Annotated in this window: 15 protein-coding genes; 9 read left to right on the top strand and 6 right to left on the bottom strand. The window is 61.5% G+C overall.

The window, feature by feature from the left end:
• Window positions 1–102 precede the first annotated feature (102 nt).
• Together RIN13_RS02500 and RIN13_RS02495 are read left to right on the top strand one after the other, a co-directional pair.
• A complete protein-coding gene (locus RIN13_RS02500; RefSeq protein WP_309105751.1) occupies window positions 103–609 on the top strand; it encodes a hypothetical protein in 507 nt (168 codons plus the stop codon).
• A 94-nt stretch (window positions 610–703) separates the two neighbouring features.
• Window positions 704–1,936, top strand: coding sequence for a pyridoxal phosphate-dependent aminotransferase (locus RIN13_RS02495; RefSeq protein ID WP_309105750.1), 1,233 nt, complete (start codon window positions 704–706; stop codon window positions 1,934–1,936).
• Window positions 1,937–2,060: 124 nt separating this feature from the next.
• On the opposite strand, the gene RIN13_RS02490 is transcribed toward RIN13_RS02495, so the two are convergent.
• The gene (locus RIN13_RS02490; RefSeq protein WP_309105749.1) at window positions 2,061–2,318 is read right to left on the bottom strand and encodes a DUF6458 family protein; all 258 of its coding nucleotides are present in this window, start codon (window positions 2,316–2,318) and stop codon (window positions 2,061–2,063) included.
• Between the two features lie 173 nt (window positions 2,319–2,491).
• Here RIN13_RS02490 and RIN13_RS02485 point away from each other — a divergent pair, with 173 nt between their 5' ends.
• A complete protein-coding gene (locus tag RIN13_RS02485; protein WP_309105748.1) occupies window positions 2,492–3,109 on the top strand; it encodes a phospholipase in 618 nt (205 codons plus the stop codon).
• A gap of 20 nt (window positions 3,110–3,129) precedes the next feature.
• On the opposite strand, the gene RIN13_RS02480 is transcribed toward RIN13_RS02485, so the two are convergent.
• Window positions 3,130–3,507: an STAS/SEC14 domain-containing protein gene (locus RIN13_RS02480; protein WP_309105747.1), complete on the bottom strand. Its 378-nt coding sequence runs from the start codon at window positions 3,505–3,507 to the stop codon at window positions 3,130–3,132.
• 272 nt (window positions 3,508–3,779) lie between these two features.
• Between RIN13_RS02480 and RIN13_RS02475 the strand changes: the two genes are divergently transcribed.
• Window positions 3,780–4,526 (top strand): HAD-IA family hydrolase, encoded by a 747-nt coding sequence (locus tag RIN13_RS02475; RefSeq protein ID WP_309105746.1) that lies wholly within the window; start codon window positions 3,780–3,782, stop codon window positions 4,524–4,526.
• 56 nt (window positions 4,527–4,582) lie between these two features.
• Window positions 4,583–6,940, top strand: a complete 2,358-nt coding sequence (locus tag RIN13_RS02470; RefSeq protein WP_309105745.1) for a glycosyl hydrolase family 65 protein — start codon at window positions 4,583–4,585, stop codon at window positions 6,938–6,940.
• Window positions 6,941–6,981: 41 nt separating this feature from the next.
• Here the strand turns inward: RIN13_RS02470 and RIN13_RS02465 are convergent, their stop codons facing one another.
• Window positions 6,982–8,298 (bottom strand): MFS transporter, encoded by a 1,317-nt coding sequence (locus RIN13_RS02465; protein WP_309105744.1) that lies wholly within the window; start codon window positions 8,296–8,298, stop codon window positions 6,982–6,984.
• Window positions 8,244–8,705 carry an RNA 2'-phosphotransferase gene (locus RIN13_RS20465; RefSeq protein ID WP_375164653.1) on the bottom strand — a complete coding sequence of 154 codons (462 nt, stop codon included), beginning with the start codon at window positions 8,703–8,705 and terminating at the stop codon, window positions 8,244–8,246. The genes RIN13_RS02465 and RIN13_RS20465 overlap by 55 nt, the downstream gene beginning before the upstream one ends.
• A gap of 163 nt (window positions 8,706–8,868) precedes the next feature.
• Between RIN13_RS20465 and RIN13_RS02460 the strand changes: the two genes are divergently transcribed.
• From RIN13_RS02460 to RIN13_RS02450, 3 genes are all read left to right on the top strand, one after another.
• Complete coding sequence (locus RIN13_RS02460; RefSeq protein WP_309105743.1) at window positions 8,869–9,423, top strand: hypothetical protein; 555 nt, start codon at window positions 8,869–8,871, stop codon at window positions 9,421–9,423.
• A 128-nt stretch (window positions 9,424–9,551) separates the two neighbouring features.
• On the top strand, window positions 9,552–10,409 hold the full coding sequence (locus RIN13_RS02455; RefSeq protein ID WP_309105842.1) for a hypothetical protein: 858 nt from the start codon (window positions 9,552–9,554) through the stop codon (window positions 10,407–10,409).
• Window positions 10,399–11,148 carry a 5-oxoprolinase subunit PxpA gene (locus tag RIN13_RS02450; RefSeq protein WP_309105742.1) on the top strand — a complete coding sequence of 250 codons (750 nt, stop codon included), beginning with the start codon at window positions 10,399–10,401 and terminating at the stop codon, window positions 11,146–11,148. The genes RIN13_RS02455 and RIN13_RS02450 overlap by 11 nt, the downstream gene beginning before the upstream one ends.
• On the opposite strand, the gene RIN13_RS02445 is transcribed toward RIN13_RS02450, so the two are convergent.
• Together RIN13_RS02445 and RIN13_RS02440 are read right to left on the bottom strand one after the other, a co-directional pair.
• Entirely contained in the window at window positions 11,115–12,140 is a 1,026-nt protein-coding gene (locus RIN13_RS02445; RefSeq protein WP_309105741.1) for an SDR family oxidoreductase, read from the bottom strand. The genes RIN13_RS02450 and RIN13_RS02445 overlap by 34 nt on opposite strands.
• A gap of 277 nt (window positions 12,141–12,417) precedes the next feature.
• Complete coding sequence (locus tag RIN13_RS02440; RefSeq protein WP_309105740.1) at window positions 12,418–13,734, bottom strand: DUF445 domain-containing protein; 1,317 nt, start codon at window positions 13,732–13,734, stop codon at window positions 12,418–12,420.
• 50 nt (window positions 13,735–13,784) lie between these two features.
• Here RIN13_RS02440 and RIN13_RS02435 point away from each other — a divergent pair, with 50 nt between their 5' ends.
• On the top strand, window positions 13,785–14,660 hold the full coding sequence (locus tag RIN13_RS02435; RefSeq protein ID WP_309105739.1) for a glycerophosphodiester phosphodiesterase family protein: 876 nt from the start codon (window positions 13,785–13,787) through the stop codon (window positions 14,658–14,660).
• The last annotated feature ends 1 nt before the right edge of the window (window position 14,661 follow it).

The following is a 14,661-nucleotide window of genomic DNA, read 5'->3' as shown; positions in this document are numbered from 1 at the left end:
TTGCCGAAAGGCAAGCGAGCGCAGTCCCTTATCCGGCAACGATACGGCCACGAATTTTCTGCCTGGGGGCTCAATCAAAGCCAATGCGCGAATACTGAAAAAATGACGCTCATTTCAGGGGTACCCGCCGGCCTTCTAAACCCTCGAACCCTTCAATCGTGGGCCACCCTGGCCACCGTGATCCTGGTGGTGATTGCTGCCTCCGGTTGCGTTATGTCGTCGGGGGACGGGCCGCCGCCCTGTATGCCTCCCGCTTACTCAGTGGATCCGTCAAGTGCCAGCCGGGGTGAGACCGTGAGGGTGACTGCATCTAACGCTGACTGCGATCCCCGTTACGGTGAAAATGCCCTTATCTGGGTGGTGGTCACCGACGCTGCCGGGGTGGAGATCATCGACGAAACTGCTGACATGAACGACGCCGGCGGGTTCACCTACAGCTTTGAAATCCCGCCTCAGGCGGCACCCGGAGAAGGCTTCGTCACAGCCACCCCGTATGCCGTCGATTGGTGCGATGACACCGGCAGGAACAACCGCGCGGGTGGAACGGTGCCAACTTTGCAGCTGGTCGCGTGCGCCACGCCCATGAAGCCACTGACCGTCACTCCTTAGAAGCCCTGTACAGAAGCACGAAATTTTGCCGGAACGTTCGGGAAAAAGGTGTTGACTTTTCGAGGCATGTTCCCGAGCTGTGAAAAGATTAGCCATGCCTCCGATGCACCATTCCAGCAAACTCCAGAACGTTAACTACGAACTTCGTGGGCCCATCCTCCAAGCGGCAAGGGAGATGGAGGCAGAGGGGCACCGGATCCTCAAAATGAATCTAGGCGACACCGCACCGTTCGGGCTCGAAGCCCCGGAGTCCGTTGTGCTGGACATGATTCACCATCTCCGCGGAGCGCAGGGATACAGCGATTCCAAAGGCATATTTTCCGCCCGCACAGCCATTTCCCAGTACTACCAGACGCGGGGATTGATGCAGATCGGCGTCGAGGACATCTTCATCGGCAACGGTGTCAGCGAGCTGATCTCCATGACCCTGCAGGCGTTTCTGGAGAACGGCGACGAAATCCTGATCCCCGCCCCTGATTACCCGCTGTGGACGGCGGCGGTGACACTGGCAGGCGGCAAGCCGGTGCACTACGTGTGCGATGAGAATGAAAACTGGTGGCCGGATATGGCCGAGGTTGAATCGAAGATCACCAGCCGCACCAAAGGCATGGTGATCATCAATCCGAACAACCCCACGGGAGCCGTTTACCCGAGGCACATCCTGGAACAGTTTGCTGCGTTGGCCCGCAAGCATGATCTGGTGCTGTTCTCCGACGAGATCTACGAGAAGGTCCGGTACGAGGACGCCCAGCACATCCACACCGCTTCAGTGGCAGAAGACGTCTGTTGCCTGACGTTCAGCGGGCTCTCGAAGGCATACCGGATGCCGGGGTACCGGGCCGGGTGGGTCGCAATCACGGGTCCCCGGGCAGCTACCCTCGCTTACCGTGAAGGGCTGGAACTGTTGGCGTCGCTGCGCCTGTGCCCCAACGTTCCTGCCCAGCATGCAATACAGACCTGCTTGGGCGGGTACCAGAGCATTGAGGCGTTGATCCGGCCCGGAGGCAGACTGCGTGAACAAAGGGATCTCGCCTTTGAACTCCTCACCGCGATTCCCGGCGTTACCTGTATCCCCGCTGCCGGCGCCATGTATCTCTTTCCCCGGCTGGACCCGGAGCTGTATCCCTTCGAGAGCGATGAGCAGTTTGTCCTTGACCTCCTGCGGGAGCAAAAGATCCTCGTCTCACATGGGACAGCATTCAACTGGCCCCGGCCGGATCATTTCCGCTTCGTGATTCTTCCGTCCGTACAAGACATCAGGGAAGCGGTGCGGAGGATTGCAGCATTCCTGGCGGCGCACAGGAGTGTCGCCGCAGGCGTGTCTTAGCGGGAGTAGTGTCCTGGCGCAGTAGGGGTCTCGTGTTGTATCGACCTCTGCCGGTGAGGCCGCCCTGCGACTGCCGCCCGGACCGGTTGCTGTCAGACGGACTGTCTGTCAGACGTACCGTCTGTCAGATGTTGCCGTCCCGGCTTTCGTTCCGGGTGATCTGTTCTCCCGTGTTGGGGTCGACGACGGACCGGGTCTCGCTGACCCTGCGGCTGCGCCCCGGGGACGCGAGGATGAGGGACGCGATCAGACCAATAACTCCGACAGCCATGAGAATGTAGCCGATCAGGGTCATGTCAACGTTGGGGATGAGACCGGGGGTTATTGCCCAGGCCAAGATCGCACCGAGGGCGATCAGGAAGATGGAGGAACCGATTCTCATGACGTTCTCCTTTTGTCCGGGTGGACAAGTCCATGGAGGACTTGGCGACAACAATGCTAAGCATGCTGTGTTGTTGTCAGGCTACATCCGGCCACCGGTTGATTCAACGTCCGCCTCTCCGGCGCGTCGCAACGGCTGCGATGGCACTCCACGGACAAAGCTAGGCTGATCTGATGGAGACAGTCGTATGGTCCAAGCCTGAAGATGAACGCGCTGGGACGCCGCTGCTGGTTATGATGCACGGCTACGGCACCGACGAATCCCGCATGGTGAACCTGTTTCCCCACTTGCCCCAGGATTTCACGTGCGCCGCGCTCCGGGCTCCCACGGACATCGGGGACCACTATGGCTGGTTCCTGCTGGACTACTTCCTCACCAATGATTTTGCCGATGTCATTGCCGTCACCAACAAGGTGGCTGACTGGATAAACACCGTCAAGGGGCAGCACACCAGCGTGAGCCTGCTGGGATATTCGCAAGGGATGGCTATGGCCAGTACTCTGCTGCGGCTTCGACCGCAGGAGTACCGGGCCGTCGTCGGACTCTCCGGGTTTGTTTTGGACAACGAACTCTTGTCGATCAGTGAATCTTTTGAGTCCCCGCCGCCCTTCTTTTGGGGCAGGGATAAAGCAGACCTGGTCATCAATGAGGAAGCCATTGCGTTTACTGAGGAGTGGCTGCACCGGAACACTCAGCTGACGGCGCGCACTTATCCGGGTATGGGGCACGCGATGTGTAAGGCAGAGATGGTGGACGTCAGCGCTTTCCTCCGCCACTACGTGCTGCGCTGATCACCCGCGGGAGGGGTTGTTCAGGGGCCCGTCTTCTTGAGCCAGATCATGGCATCGCTCCTGGACGTGAAGAACCGCGTGGGGCACGGAGGGGTGTAGATTCCAAGGAAAAAGTTCGCCAGCACGCGATCCACCGGGCTCGAGCCCAGTAAGGCGATACGGTTAGCTGCACAGGGGATGGAAAACACTGCCCGGGCATCGCGGCTCACCGATTCGGTTGTGGCCATATCCACAAGCATGGGATATTCAGAGCCGGCACTGATCTCGTTGACCATGGCCATCGCTGCCTCAGAAGCTCTGCGGTCAATAATGACCTTGGGTTTCCACACGAGGTGAATCACCCCGTCGGAACCCAGCGCCACCGTGCCCTTGCCGCCCTCGATAACGATAGGTTCCACGTCGTTCCCTCCAAATGAGCAGTTCTGGCCCCATGGTGGTGCCTGCCGGCCGTACGGCACGGAGCCGCCTCACCTGGACCGAACCGGCCGTAATAAGCCGCCTTGATGTGCCGTCTTCCCTCCTATTCATTGTCTTAGCGCCAGGAACTAAAAAACTACTTGCAAGCGGAATTGCAAGCGCTTACACTCGACTTCGGCCATGCGGCGAAGACGCCTCTGCCAAAGGCGCACCCCAATGCACCATGCCTCACGTCTGAAAGGACAGTATCCGCATGCCTAAACTTCACAGCAGCGCCCAAAATGACCGGTTCAGCAGTTGGACCACTGCCTCAGCCATCCTCTTTGATCTTGACGGCGTCCTGACGCCCACCGCCGTGGTTCACGAGCGTGCGTGGCAGGAACTGTTCGACGGTTACCTCGAGTCGGTGCCCAGCGCAGCGGGATACCGCGAAAGCGACTACTTCGACCACATCGACGGAAAACCACGGTTCGACGGCGTCCGGGACTTCCTCGCTTCCCGGAGCATCGTGCTTCCCGAAGGGCCCGCCGACGACGATCCCTCCAACGCAACAGTGCAGGGCCTCGGCAACCGCAAGAACCTGGTCTTCAACGAGATCGTGGCCGGGGGAGTGGAGCCCTATGAAGGTTCGGTGCGCTTCATTGAAGCAGCACTTGCGCGCGGACTTAAACTCGCCGTCGTCTCATCCTCCCGAAATGCTCCAGCCGTGCTGGAGGCAGCGGGGCTTTCACACCACTTTCCTGTGGTGGTAGACGGCGTTGTGGCTGCCTCCGAAGGGTTGCCCGGCAAACCGGATCCTGCCACATATGACTACGCTGCACGGCTGCTGGGGCTGCCGAGCGAGGAGTGCGTTGTGGTGGAGGATGCAGTCTCCGGGGTGAAGGCCGGCAGCTCCGGAAAGTTCCATTCGGTCATCGGCGTAGACAGGGGTGCCGGGCGGCAGATTTTGCTGGCCGCCGGGGCTACCTTTGTGGTTAACGACCTTATCGAACTGGTGTAGGCCGCCGCAGTTTCCCCGCATTAATCACGGTATTCACGCCAAAGGACCCCAACACCATGGCACTCATCAGCTCTGACCGCTCCCGGTTCCCCAAGGATCCGTGGCGGCTCGTCGAAACTGCCCACGAACCCGGTAACGCCGGAACCCTGGAAACGCTCTTCTGCCTCGGCAACGGACACCTCGGCATCCGTGGCGGACATTGGGCCGCCGCCGACACCGAGCTCCCCGGCAGCTTCATCAACGGGTTCCACGAGATCTGGGACATCAAGCATGCCGAGAACGCCTTCGGCTTTGCTCGTACGGGCCAGCGCATTCTCTACATTCCGGACGTCAACAACTTTACAGTGATCATTGACGGCGAAACCCTGAGCCTGGCCGAATCGGCCGTGCAGGACTACCAGCGGAGCGTAGACTTCGGGACCGGTGTCTACGAGTGCCGGGTCACTTGGCTGTGCCGCTCCGGTGCTGTAGTCACAACCGTTGAGCGTAGGGCAGTGGGTTTTGAGTCCCGGGGCTGCATGGCTATCACTTTGGAGCTTTACGCAGATCAATACATTTCCGCCGACGTCACGTCCTCTGTGATCAACCGCCAGGATCAGCCCGTTGAGGACCAGTCCGAGCATGATCCCCGGCGTGCCGGCCGGCACGCCGGGCGCGTGCTGCTTCCGCTCCGGCTTGAGGGTGGCGACGGGTCTTTGCGGTTGTCATGGCAGGCTGCGGAATCGCGCCAGCGGATTGGGCTCGCAGTGGATCACGTGACGTCGCCCGTGCTTCAGCCCTTCGATACTCCTGTGGGCCCGGACGAAAGCCACGCCCGTTACGTCCTGGCTGTGGGACCCGACCGGCCCTTCCGGTTGGAAAAGTCGGTCAGCTATGCCGTGGCACGCGCCGTTGATCCCTCACTGGGTGACGCTTCAGCACAGGACCCGGTAGAGCTCGCGGAGGCGGCGCTCTTGCCGGTGGAGGATATTTTCGCCCAGAGCCAGACGCATTATTCCGATTACTGGGCCACAACGGACATTGTGGTGGGTGCGCAACCTGAACTTCAGCAGGCCATCCGCTGGAGCCTCTTCCAGCTGGCCCAGGCAACTGCTTGTGCCGACGTCGCCGGCATTCCCGCCAAAGGCGTGAGCGGTTCGGGCTACGAAGGGCACTATTTCTGGGACCAGGAGATCTACCTCCTGCCTTACCTGACATACACCAACCCCGACGGCGCCCGCCAAGTCCTGGAATTCCGTCACGAAATGCTTCCCGATGCCAAAGTCAGGGCCAAGGAACTCAGCGTGGACGGCGCCCTGTTCCCCTGGCGGACCATCAATGGATTGGAGGCCAGCGCCTACTACGCTGCAGGAACCGCTCAGTTCCACATTGCCGCCGCCATTGCCTTTGCCACCAACAGATACCTTTGGGCCAGCGCAGATGAGGACTTCAAAGCGGGCATGGGGGCCGAGCTGCTCATCGAAACGGCACGCATGTGGGTATCCCTTGGCTTCTTTGGGAAGGACGGGCAGTTCCACATCCACGGTGTCACCGGTCCGGACGAGTACACGGCAGTTGTCAATGACAACCTCTATACGAACGTTATGGCGCGCTTCAATTTGCGCGCTGCTGCAGCCCTGGACCACGCAGGGATTGACGACGCCGAGCGGCAGCTTTGGGCGGCTGCTGCTGACCGTATGCAGTTGCCGTTCGATGAGCGGCTCCAGGTTTACTCTCAGGACAACGACTTCATGACCCTGGAGGGCTGGGACTGGAGCACTCCTCGTTCCAAGTACCCGCTACTGCTGCACTTCCATCCCTTGGTGATCTACCGGCACCAGGTGCTAAAGCAGGCGGACACGGTCCTGGCAATGTTCCTGCAGTGGGCAGACTTCAGCGCCGAAGAAAAGCGGCGCGCGTTCGATTTCTACGATCCCATCACCACGGGAGACTCCACGCTCTCCGCCTGCGTTCAGGGCATCATGGCCGCCGAAGTGGGGTACGGAAAAGCCGCGCTGGAGCACTTCACAAATGCCCTGTTCATCGATCTGGATGATACCCACAGCAACACGATCGACGGTGTGCACATCGCCTCCACCGGCGGGGTCTGGAGTTCACTTGTGTGCGGCTTTGCCGGGATGCGTGACCAGGGAGCCTTGCCGTTCTTCGATCCCCGCTTGCCCAGTGAATGGGAGCGGCTTTCCTTCCATCTGAAGCTCCAGGGGAGGCTTCTGTATGTGGACCTCAGCCACGAAGGCATCAACCTTTCGGTTCGTGAGGGTTCACCCTTGGACGTCAGCGTCCGGGGCGAAGTCCACACCGTGGGAACCGAAGCGGTGCAGGTGGCACTTGAGCCGGTTGAAGTGCCCGAGCCTACAGTCTTTCCCAGCGGACTTCCGACGGCGAGCATCCCGATCGTGCGGGCGCGCGCCTAGCGTTCAGCTTCGGACGGAACCGTCTTCCCTTCGGAAGGTTTCTATTCGTGGAGGCTGGCGTCGCGAGCGTCCTGATGCGTGACAACTGCCCGCCCCCTGTCGAGGGGGTGGGCAAGTTCGTCTTCCGGCATCTTGGCCGCGATCAGTGCAACGACGGACATGACAGGGCAGACGACTCCGGCCACCAGGAAGATCACCCAGATGGGCACTACTTCTGCTGCGGGGCCGGCGAGGGCCATGGACACTGGCATCAGGGCCAGCGATACGAAGAAGTCCAGGCTCGAGATCCTGCCGAGCAGGTGTGGTGGCACACGCCGCTGCAGCAGGGTTCCCCAGATGACCATCCCCACGCCACCGGTTGCGCCGAAAACGAAGAGGACAATTGCCACCGCCCAGAAGCTGTCCATGAACCCGACGGCGGCCAGCGGCAGTGCCCCGGCTCCCCAAGCGACCATCATCAGAGTGAGATAGCGCCTCGGCAGGGGAAATGATGCTGTGGCCAGGGAAGCCACTGCGCCTCCTACCCCCATGATGGCCAGGAGGAAACCGAACATTTTTGAGTCCCCGCCGAGTTGGTCCTCCACAACGAACGGCAGCAGCACTTCGATGGGCCCGATCAGGAAAAGTACCGAAATACATGCCCACAGGAGGGTCCACAACAGCCAAGGTGTGCGGACTGTGTATCTCACGCCCTCGCCGAGGTCATGGAAGACCGACGTCTTGGCTCGCTCGGGGGTGGGTTGTCCGTCATGGCCCGGCGCTTCCAGTGCATGCTGCCCCAGGAAATTCAGCACGATAAATGCAGTCACGTGGCAGAGGGCAACTCCGGCGACCGCATGTGAAGGAGAGAGCTCGGCAACGATAATTCCTGCCAGCGCCGGGCCGGCCGCCTGTTGCAGGATGGGCCGCATGGTGCCCTCCATGCCGTTGGCGGCCAAAAGGTCTTCCGGCGGCAGGATCCTTGGCAGGATGGCCGAGTAGGCAGGGAAGAAGAAGGCAGCGCCCACGCCCAACACAAACGCCCCGGCAGCGAGATGCCATAGTTGCAGCCAGCCCATAAAGGATAAGCCGGTAACCGCCGCAATGACGGCAAGGTTGGTGCCCTCCACCGCAATGATGAGCAGCCGCTGTGGAAGACGATCCGCTGCAATGCCTCCGGCCAGGACGAATGCCACCAAACCAACGCCGGCGGCCGCAGCCACCAGGGAAAGCTCCAACGGCCCGCCACCCAGATGGATCACCTGGTACACCATGGCCACGGCCCACATTCCCGAGCCGAAGATCGAAACAGCCAGGGCTGCGATCAGTACGCGGTACTCCCGATGAGCAAACGGACGCAGGGCTCGAGGGGCAGGCATAGGGCAATTCTAGGGCGGGGCACCCCCTCGGGTTCCAGACATTCCGCTCCTAATTGATCAGTTTTTGTTCGCGGAGGAGTCAGCCTTCGTGGTGCACTAATGCCTGGGAACGCGTCGAATGAATTCAGGGGAATATGGTGCGCCACCTGAATGAGCTCGCTTCCGCGGTAAAAGACGACCCCTGCCCGGTTCGCAGCCGCGGCATCAATGACCAGAATCTCCGGACGAGGGGATTTACGGCCTCCCACCAGAACTGCGATTTCAGGATCCTTGGACAAATGGACGTACTGCCTCCCCATCGGCAGCAGGCCCGCTGAGAAGATGGAGGGGCCGCTCTCGGGAGATGTTCCGTGAAAGAGTTCGGCAGGAGGGGCGTGGCTTGGCTTCGAACGGTACCAACGATTCAGACGCTGAAAACCACGAATATCGTGTTGCCGTCCTTCCCGCTCCGGACATTCGGGTTAGGCTCCCGGTATGGGGACACTTGGCGCGGGGAAAAGCAACACTGGACCGTCCATAACGGGCCCGTTTCCCCAAAGGGCTCCACGGCCGGGATCGTCACGGGGGGCCATGGCATTTGTTGGGTCAAACCCTGGGCTCGCGTTACATCCGGCGGACCGCAATGGCGTCCATATCCCCGGAGAGCCGGCAAGCTGTTTTGCCTCATTCTGGATGGCGGGCTGGTCGCGCTGGGGTACTGGCCACGCGCTGCTGATCGCCACCAGGCAAGGTTGGCGGAGCTATGGACCCAACGAATCCTTTGCAGCAAGCATGGCCTCCGAATTCACCCGTTTCTTCCCTGAAGCGGCCAGATTTCCGCTGACTGAGCTGACCCACACGCAGGACGAGTTCGACGTCGAACTTGACCTTGAACGCGGCTTCCGGGCGACCGGAGGCATGGCCGAGCTGGAAATCAGCGGCGTCCTTGACCGCCGGCAATTTGCAGTCCCCGACTTCCAGCTTGGCGGCGGAAGCGGAACGCTCAATAACGTATACCTGCCCTGCAGTTCGGGCCGGCTGAGCGAGTTGGGAATCCGCTGGCCCGGCACCCCCGTCACGTATTCGGGACCGCGGGGACCGTCGTCGTCGGCCTACATCGCGGTGGCGGAATCATGGATGATCTAGTCCCCTGCGGGCGAGCATACTGCCCCGAGGATCATCCATGGTGGCCTAGGGTGGTGATGGATGAAAGTTTTCCGCTCTGCGGGGTATATGACAACTGATAAGTGTTCCCGATCCCACATGAGGTGATGATGGCCATGCGACAAAACCCGGCAATGAAAATTGCGCAGAAGACAGCCCAGAACGCGGTTTTTGATGCCAACGGGAAGCCCAAGCCTGGAGTCCACAACATGCTGTTGCGTGCAGTTGAAATCCAGAGGCCCCTTGTCCTGGCCAACATCCGGCGTCTCCAGCGAAAGTATCCGACCGCCACCGCGGCGCAGCTGGCGGACAAACTTGAGCGTGACTACATTACTGCCGTTACAGGGGGCGGCGCCTTGGTGGGCGGCATTGCAGTGGTTCCAGGCGTTGGAACGGTTGCTGCCTTGGGGTTATCGGCCGTGGCTACCGTTGGGTTCCTGGAGGCGACGGCCCTGTATGCAACGTCCCTCGCCGAACTCCATGGTGTGCGACTGGTGGATCCCCAAAAAGCCAGCACGCTGGTTATGGCAATCATGCTGGGGGAGGAGGGCACGTCGTTGCTCGGCTCACTCGGTGGCCAGGCGACAGGAAAAGGCAGGGGGCCGACACAGGCCTGGGGTTCCGCTTTTGCCCGGGCCACCCCGTTTTCCGGCGGCACCGTGCGTGAGCGCATTCAGAAGGCCTTCCTCAGCAACCTGCTGAAACGCCAGGGTACGGCCTTACTGGGACGCGCGCTGCCGTTCGGTGTGGGCGCAGTAGTCGGAGGGGTGGGCAACCGCATGATGGGACGAGCCGTTGTAGCCAATGCGAAAAAGGCCTTTGGTCCTATGCCGGATACAATTCCCGGGGAGCTGAGGGCTGGCCAAACAGGTGGAGCAGCAACTGCAGACTTCGCATCGGGAAACCCCGGACGGGGAAACATGATTCAGGGGAACCCTGTTCAGGAAGGCGAAACTCTTGGATCTTAACGCCGATTTAGGGCAATCATTTGGCCCATGGGCAGCCGGGAATGACGCCGCGCTTATCCCGCTTCTGACTAGCGCCAACGTGGCCTGCGGCCTGCACGCCGGAGACCCCGTGACCATGCTGGACACGTGCCGCGCCGCCGTCGAACTGGATGTCACCGTCGGTGCTCACCTGGGCTACCGCGACCTGCAGGGCTACGGACGCCGCTTCCTCGACGTGTCCTTTGATGAGCTTTTTGGTGATGTGCTTTACCAGCTTGGCGCCTTGGACGGAGTGGCCCATGCTGTCGGTGCGTCCGTGGACTACGTCAAGCTCCACGGCGCCCTCTTTACCCACACCCTGCACGACGCCGAGCAGGCTTCCGCGGTGATCGCTGCGATCCAGGCCTATGATCCCGGGCTTCCTGTGCTCGGCATTCCGGACTCTGCCTTGCTGACATTGGCCGCAGAAGCGGGTCAGCCCGTGTTCCACGAGGCGTATATCGACCGGGTGTACCTTCCCGATGGCCGCCCGATGAGGCGTGACGAGGAGGGGGCAGTGCTCGTCCATGAGGAACAGATCATAGAGCGGGCGGTCCGCCTTGCTCTGAAAGGCGAGGTGGAGGCAGCTGACGGAAGCATGGTGCGCCTTCGTCCCGATTCTCTCTACCTCTCCGGGGACGCTCCGAACTCAGCCAGGACGGCCTCCGCTGTGCGGGAGGCCCTGCTTCACGCCGGCGTGGAGCTCGACGCCTTCGCCTGAACTCCCAGGTCCCGGGCTGCGGCTTGACGTTTCCGCAGGACCTTCCCGGCTCCCGCCAGGAGCGTGAGAGCCAAAAGCCGACGTCGGGCTGTCCGGCTGCGACCATGCCACCCGCCTTCCACCCTGGCTGTTCGCTTCGCGGCTGACGGGCGGTAAAGGTTTCCCGCGGAGGCCGCGGCAACATGTCTGCGGGACAGTTGTGTTTTGTCCACCTGCCTGGCCATCACGGCTTCCAACGTCCCCGGTGTCAGCTTGTACTGGAGCAGCATGAAGCGCCCGACTGTACCCACCACAGCCTCCCGCCGGGGTTTCCGTGCCAACTTTACAACGGTGCGGGCTACCCGTTGCGGAGTGTGGACGGGTGGCAATGCCTTCACCTTGTGGCCCGTGTAATTTGCGGCCTGCTCGAAAATAGGGGTGTCGATCGCTGCGGGCAGGACAGTACAAACATGGACGTCGGTAAGTCTGTCCAGGATGAGTTCGGCGCGCAGGCTAACGCCCAGGGCCCGGACGGCTGCCTTGGAGATGGAGTACGCCGCTGCGTAGGGCTGTGCGATCGCAGCGACGACGGATGAGACGTTGATGAGGATTCCCGATCCCTGCATCCGGAAATGAGGGAGTGCCGCCCGAGCTCCATGCACGTAGCCCAGGACGTTCACGTCCAGCACCCGTTCGAAATCCCGGAGGGGGACGTCCTGGAAGCGTCCGAACGCAGCCACGGCGGCATTGTTGACCCAGACGTCGATCCGGCCGAACGCCTCTATGGCGCGGGCAGCCAACCTGTCCATGGCCGCAGCGTCCGAGACATCGGTCGGCACAGCTACTGCCTTGGCGCCAAGCTTCCGACACTCTCCGGCCAAAGATTCAAGCGCCTCGGGACGCCGTGCAGCGAGAACCAGGCACGCCTTCTTCCGGGCAAAGGCCCGGGCAGTGGCGCGGCCAATTCCGCTGGATGCGCCTGTGATGACAACAACAGAATCTTTTGTCCGCATCTTGGTCTCCCAAGTTCATAGAGCTCAAGCATTGATAAAACTAAGCAAGCTTAGTTTTTAGATGCTACCCAGAAATGCCGCCGGGAACAATGACGTCGTACACGAGGTCCTGTCCCCGGACCCGGACGCCCTCGGTGGGTTGGTGCGGAACGGATTTCCCGGCAGGCATGAGGTGGTTAACCCCGACGCCGTCGAGCAGGAAGCAATGGTCGGAGATCAGTCGCCGGTGGCATTTTGCGGCCTGGATGCGTTCGTGAACAGGAGCGCAGGCAAAGCTTCAGCCGAAGATCAAGTGGGCCACAGTGAAGATTCCGCAGCCGGCCAACGCGCCCACCACTGTGCCGTTGATCCGGATGAACTGCAGGTCCTTGCCCACCTGCAGTTCGATCTTGCGTGAAGTCTCTTCGGCATCCCATCGGGCTACGGTGTCTGTGATGACCGCGGCAATATCGGAGCGGTAAGTCTTCACAAGGTAGCCGGCAGCGTCACCGATCCACGCGTTCACCTTGCCCGCCAGCTCCCCGTCGTCCACCAGGCGGGAACCGAAGTCCCGAACGGCGGCTTTGAACTTGATGGTAAGTTCGCTGCGGGGATCGTCGACGGCGTCGAGCAGCGCCCGCTTCACCGTGCCCCAGGTGCGGGAAGCGAGCTCCCGCACCTCGGGATCGCCGAGCACCTGAGCCTTGATACCTTCTGCCCTGGCGATCATCACGGGATCATGCTGGAGGTCCTGCGCAATGTCGTTGAGATAGGTGTCGATCGACTTCCTGACCTGGTGCTGCGGATCCGTTTGCACCGCACGGACGAACTTCAGCACCTCCACATACACCTTGTCGCCCACCAGTCCGTCCACGAACTGCGGCACCCATTGCGGGGAGCGCTGTGACACCAGCCTGGTCACCGTCTCATGGTTCTGCGCTACCCAATCCACGGTCCTGTCCACGAGAAGGTCCACCAGGGTGTGGTGGTGGCCGTCGGCGAAAATCCGCTCAGCGAGCCGTCCTACGGGCGGACCCCACGGCGGCGCCAGCAGGTGCTTCCGCACCATGCCTTCAATGACGGCCTGGACGTCGTCGTCATTCAGAACCTTGAACGCCCCGCGGATGACGGCGGCACCCTCCTTCGCGACTCGTTCGGCACCGCCCGGGCCAGCCAACCAGGTGCCCGCCTTCCTGGCGACATCCACGCTGGCAAGCTTCTCCTGCACCACCTGCTCGGACAGGAAGTTGGTCTCGACGAACTCACCGAGCGAGGCGCCGATCTGGTCCTTCCGCCGGGGAATGATGGCCGTGTGCGGGATCCTGATACCCATCGGGTACTTGAACAGGGCAGTCACCGCGAACCAGTCAGCAAGCGCACCCACCATTCCGCCCTCAGCAGCCGCGCGAACATACTGCAGCCACGGATATTCCTCCTGCAGGGCGAACGCAAAGACGAAGATAACGGCCATGGCAATCAGCATCGCCAATGCGAGCAGTTTCATCCTCCGGAGGGCAGCAGCCTTGACGGCGTCGCCTGTTGCCGCCTCGGTTTCGGAGTTGGATACGCGCCCGGGAGCGGCCGGAACGGTGGTTGGCTCAGTATTCACCTGCATGTGCCCAGCCTAGCGCCGCATCTTTAACCGGTGTCCGATAACGTGGCAGCATGACAATCGACGAGTCCAGACCTGTTCGTCCCTTGGTCTATGCCCATCGCGGCTCGAGTGCCGCTTTCGCCGAGCACACCCGCGCGGCGTACCTGCGGGCTATTGCGGAAGGCGCCGACGGTGTGGAGTGCGACGTCCACCTCACAAAGGACCAGCACGTTGTCCTGTTGCACGACGCAAACCTGGACCGTACCTCGGACGGCACCGGGCCCGTGGCGGAACGGACCCTCGACGAGCTCAGGCTCTTGGATTTTTCCTCCTGGAAGGGCGCCAGGATTCCCACCGAGTACGGTGCCAGGTCCGAACAGTTCCTGACCCTGCCCGAGTTGCTGGATATCCTCCGCGCAGCGGCCAGGCCCATCGGCCTGGCAATTGAGCTCAAGCACCCGAGCCCCTATCAGCTGAAGCTCGAGGACCGGGTGCTTGACGTGCTCCGGGCCGAAGGGTGGGATTCGCGCTCTTCAGCAGTGGACAACGTTTCGGTATCCTTCATGAGCTTCAGCCCCGACTCCGTGAGGCATCTGCGGAAATCGGTACCCGGTGACTACATTTGCCAATTGGTGGACGACATCAACGTTGAAGAGATCCGCGAAGAACTGGGACTTGGCCCGTTCACCGGCGGGGCAGTCGCGAACGTCATGAAGGCAGCCCAGCTCGAAGGGGAGAGAATTCTCGACGAGGGAGAAGTAGGCATGGCGGGTCCGGGGATCGATTACGTCCGTCAGCACGCCAGGGCGGTGCAGCGCTGGCTTGAATCAGGCCGCCGTTTCCGGGTGTGGACGGTGGACTCAGAAAATGATGTGGCGCTGTGCCAAGGGCTGGGGATTCACGAAATCACCACCAACCGGCCTGCGCAGGTTCTGGCACAGCTTTAGG

Source organism: Arthrobacter sp. (assembly GCF_031179985.1).
Classification (GTDB): domain Bacteria; phylum Actinomycetota; class Actinomycetes; order Actinomycetales; family Micrococcaceae; genus Arthrobacter.
The sequence above is the reverse complement of the archived record's forward strand: the minus strand, read 5'-3'. Positions and strand labels throughout refer to the sequence as shown.

Coding starts and splice junctions, on each gene's coding strand:
- RIN13_RS02495 (WP_309105750.1), top strand. CDS start 704: ATGCCTCCGATGCACCATTCCAGCAAACTCCAGAACGTTAACTACGAA.
- RIN13_RS02440 (WP_309105740.1), bottom strand. CDS start 13,734: ATGCAGGTGAATACTGAGCCAACCACCGTTCCGGCCGCTCCCGGGCGC.
- RIN13_RS02500 (WP_309105751.1), top strand. CDS start 103: ATGACGCTCATTTCAGGGGTACCCGCCGGCCTTCTAAACCCTCGAACC.
- RIN13_RS02465 (WP_309105744.1), bottom strand. CDS start 8,298: ATGCCTGCCCCTCGAGCCCTGCGTCCGTTTGCTCATCGGGAGTACCGC.
- RIN13_RS02445 (WP_309105741.1), bottom strand. CDS start 12,140: ATGCGGACAAAAGATTCTGTTGTTGTCATCACAGGCGCATCCAGCGGA.
- RIN13_RS02475 (WP_309105746.1), top strand. CDS start 3,780: ATGCCTAAACTTCACAGCAGCGCCCAAAATGACCGGTTCAGCAGTTGG.
- RIN13_RS02455 (WP_309105842.1), top strand. CDS start 9,552: ATGGCCATGCGACAAAACCCGGCAATGAAAATTGCGCAGAAGACAGCC.
- RIN13_RS02470 (WP_309105745.1), top strand. CDS start 4,583: ATGGCACTCATCAGCTCTGACCGCTCCCGGTTCCCCAAGGATCCGTGG.
- RIN13_RS02485 (WP_309105748.1), top strand. CDS start 2,492: ATGGAGACAGTCGTATGGTCCAAGCCTGAAGATGAACGCGCTGGGACG.
- RIN13_RS02490 (WP_309105749.1), bottom strand. CDS start 2,318: ATGAGAATCGGTTCCTCCATCTTCCTGATCGCCCTCGGTGCGATCTTG.
- RIN13_RS02435 (WP_309105739.1), top strand. CDS start 13,785: ATGACAATCGACGAGTCCAGACCTGTTCGTCCCTTGGTCTATGCCCAT.
- RIN13_RS02460 (WP_309105743.1), top strand. CDS start 8,869: ATGGCATTTGTTGGGTCAAACCCTGGGCTCGCGTTACATCCGGCGGAC.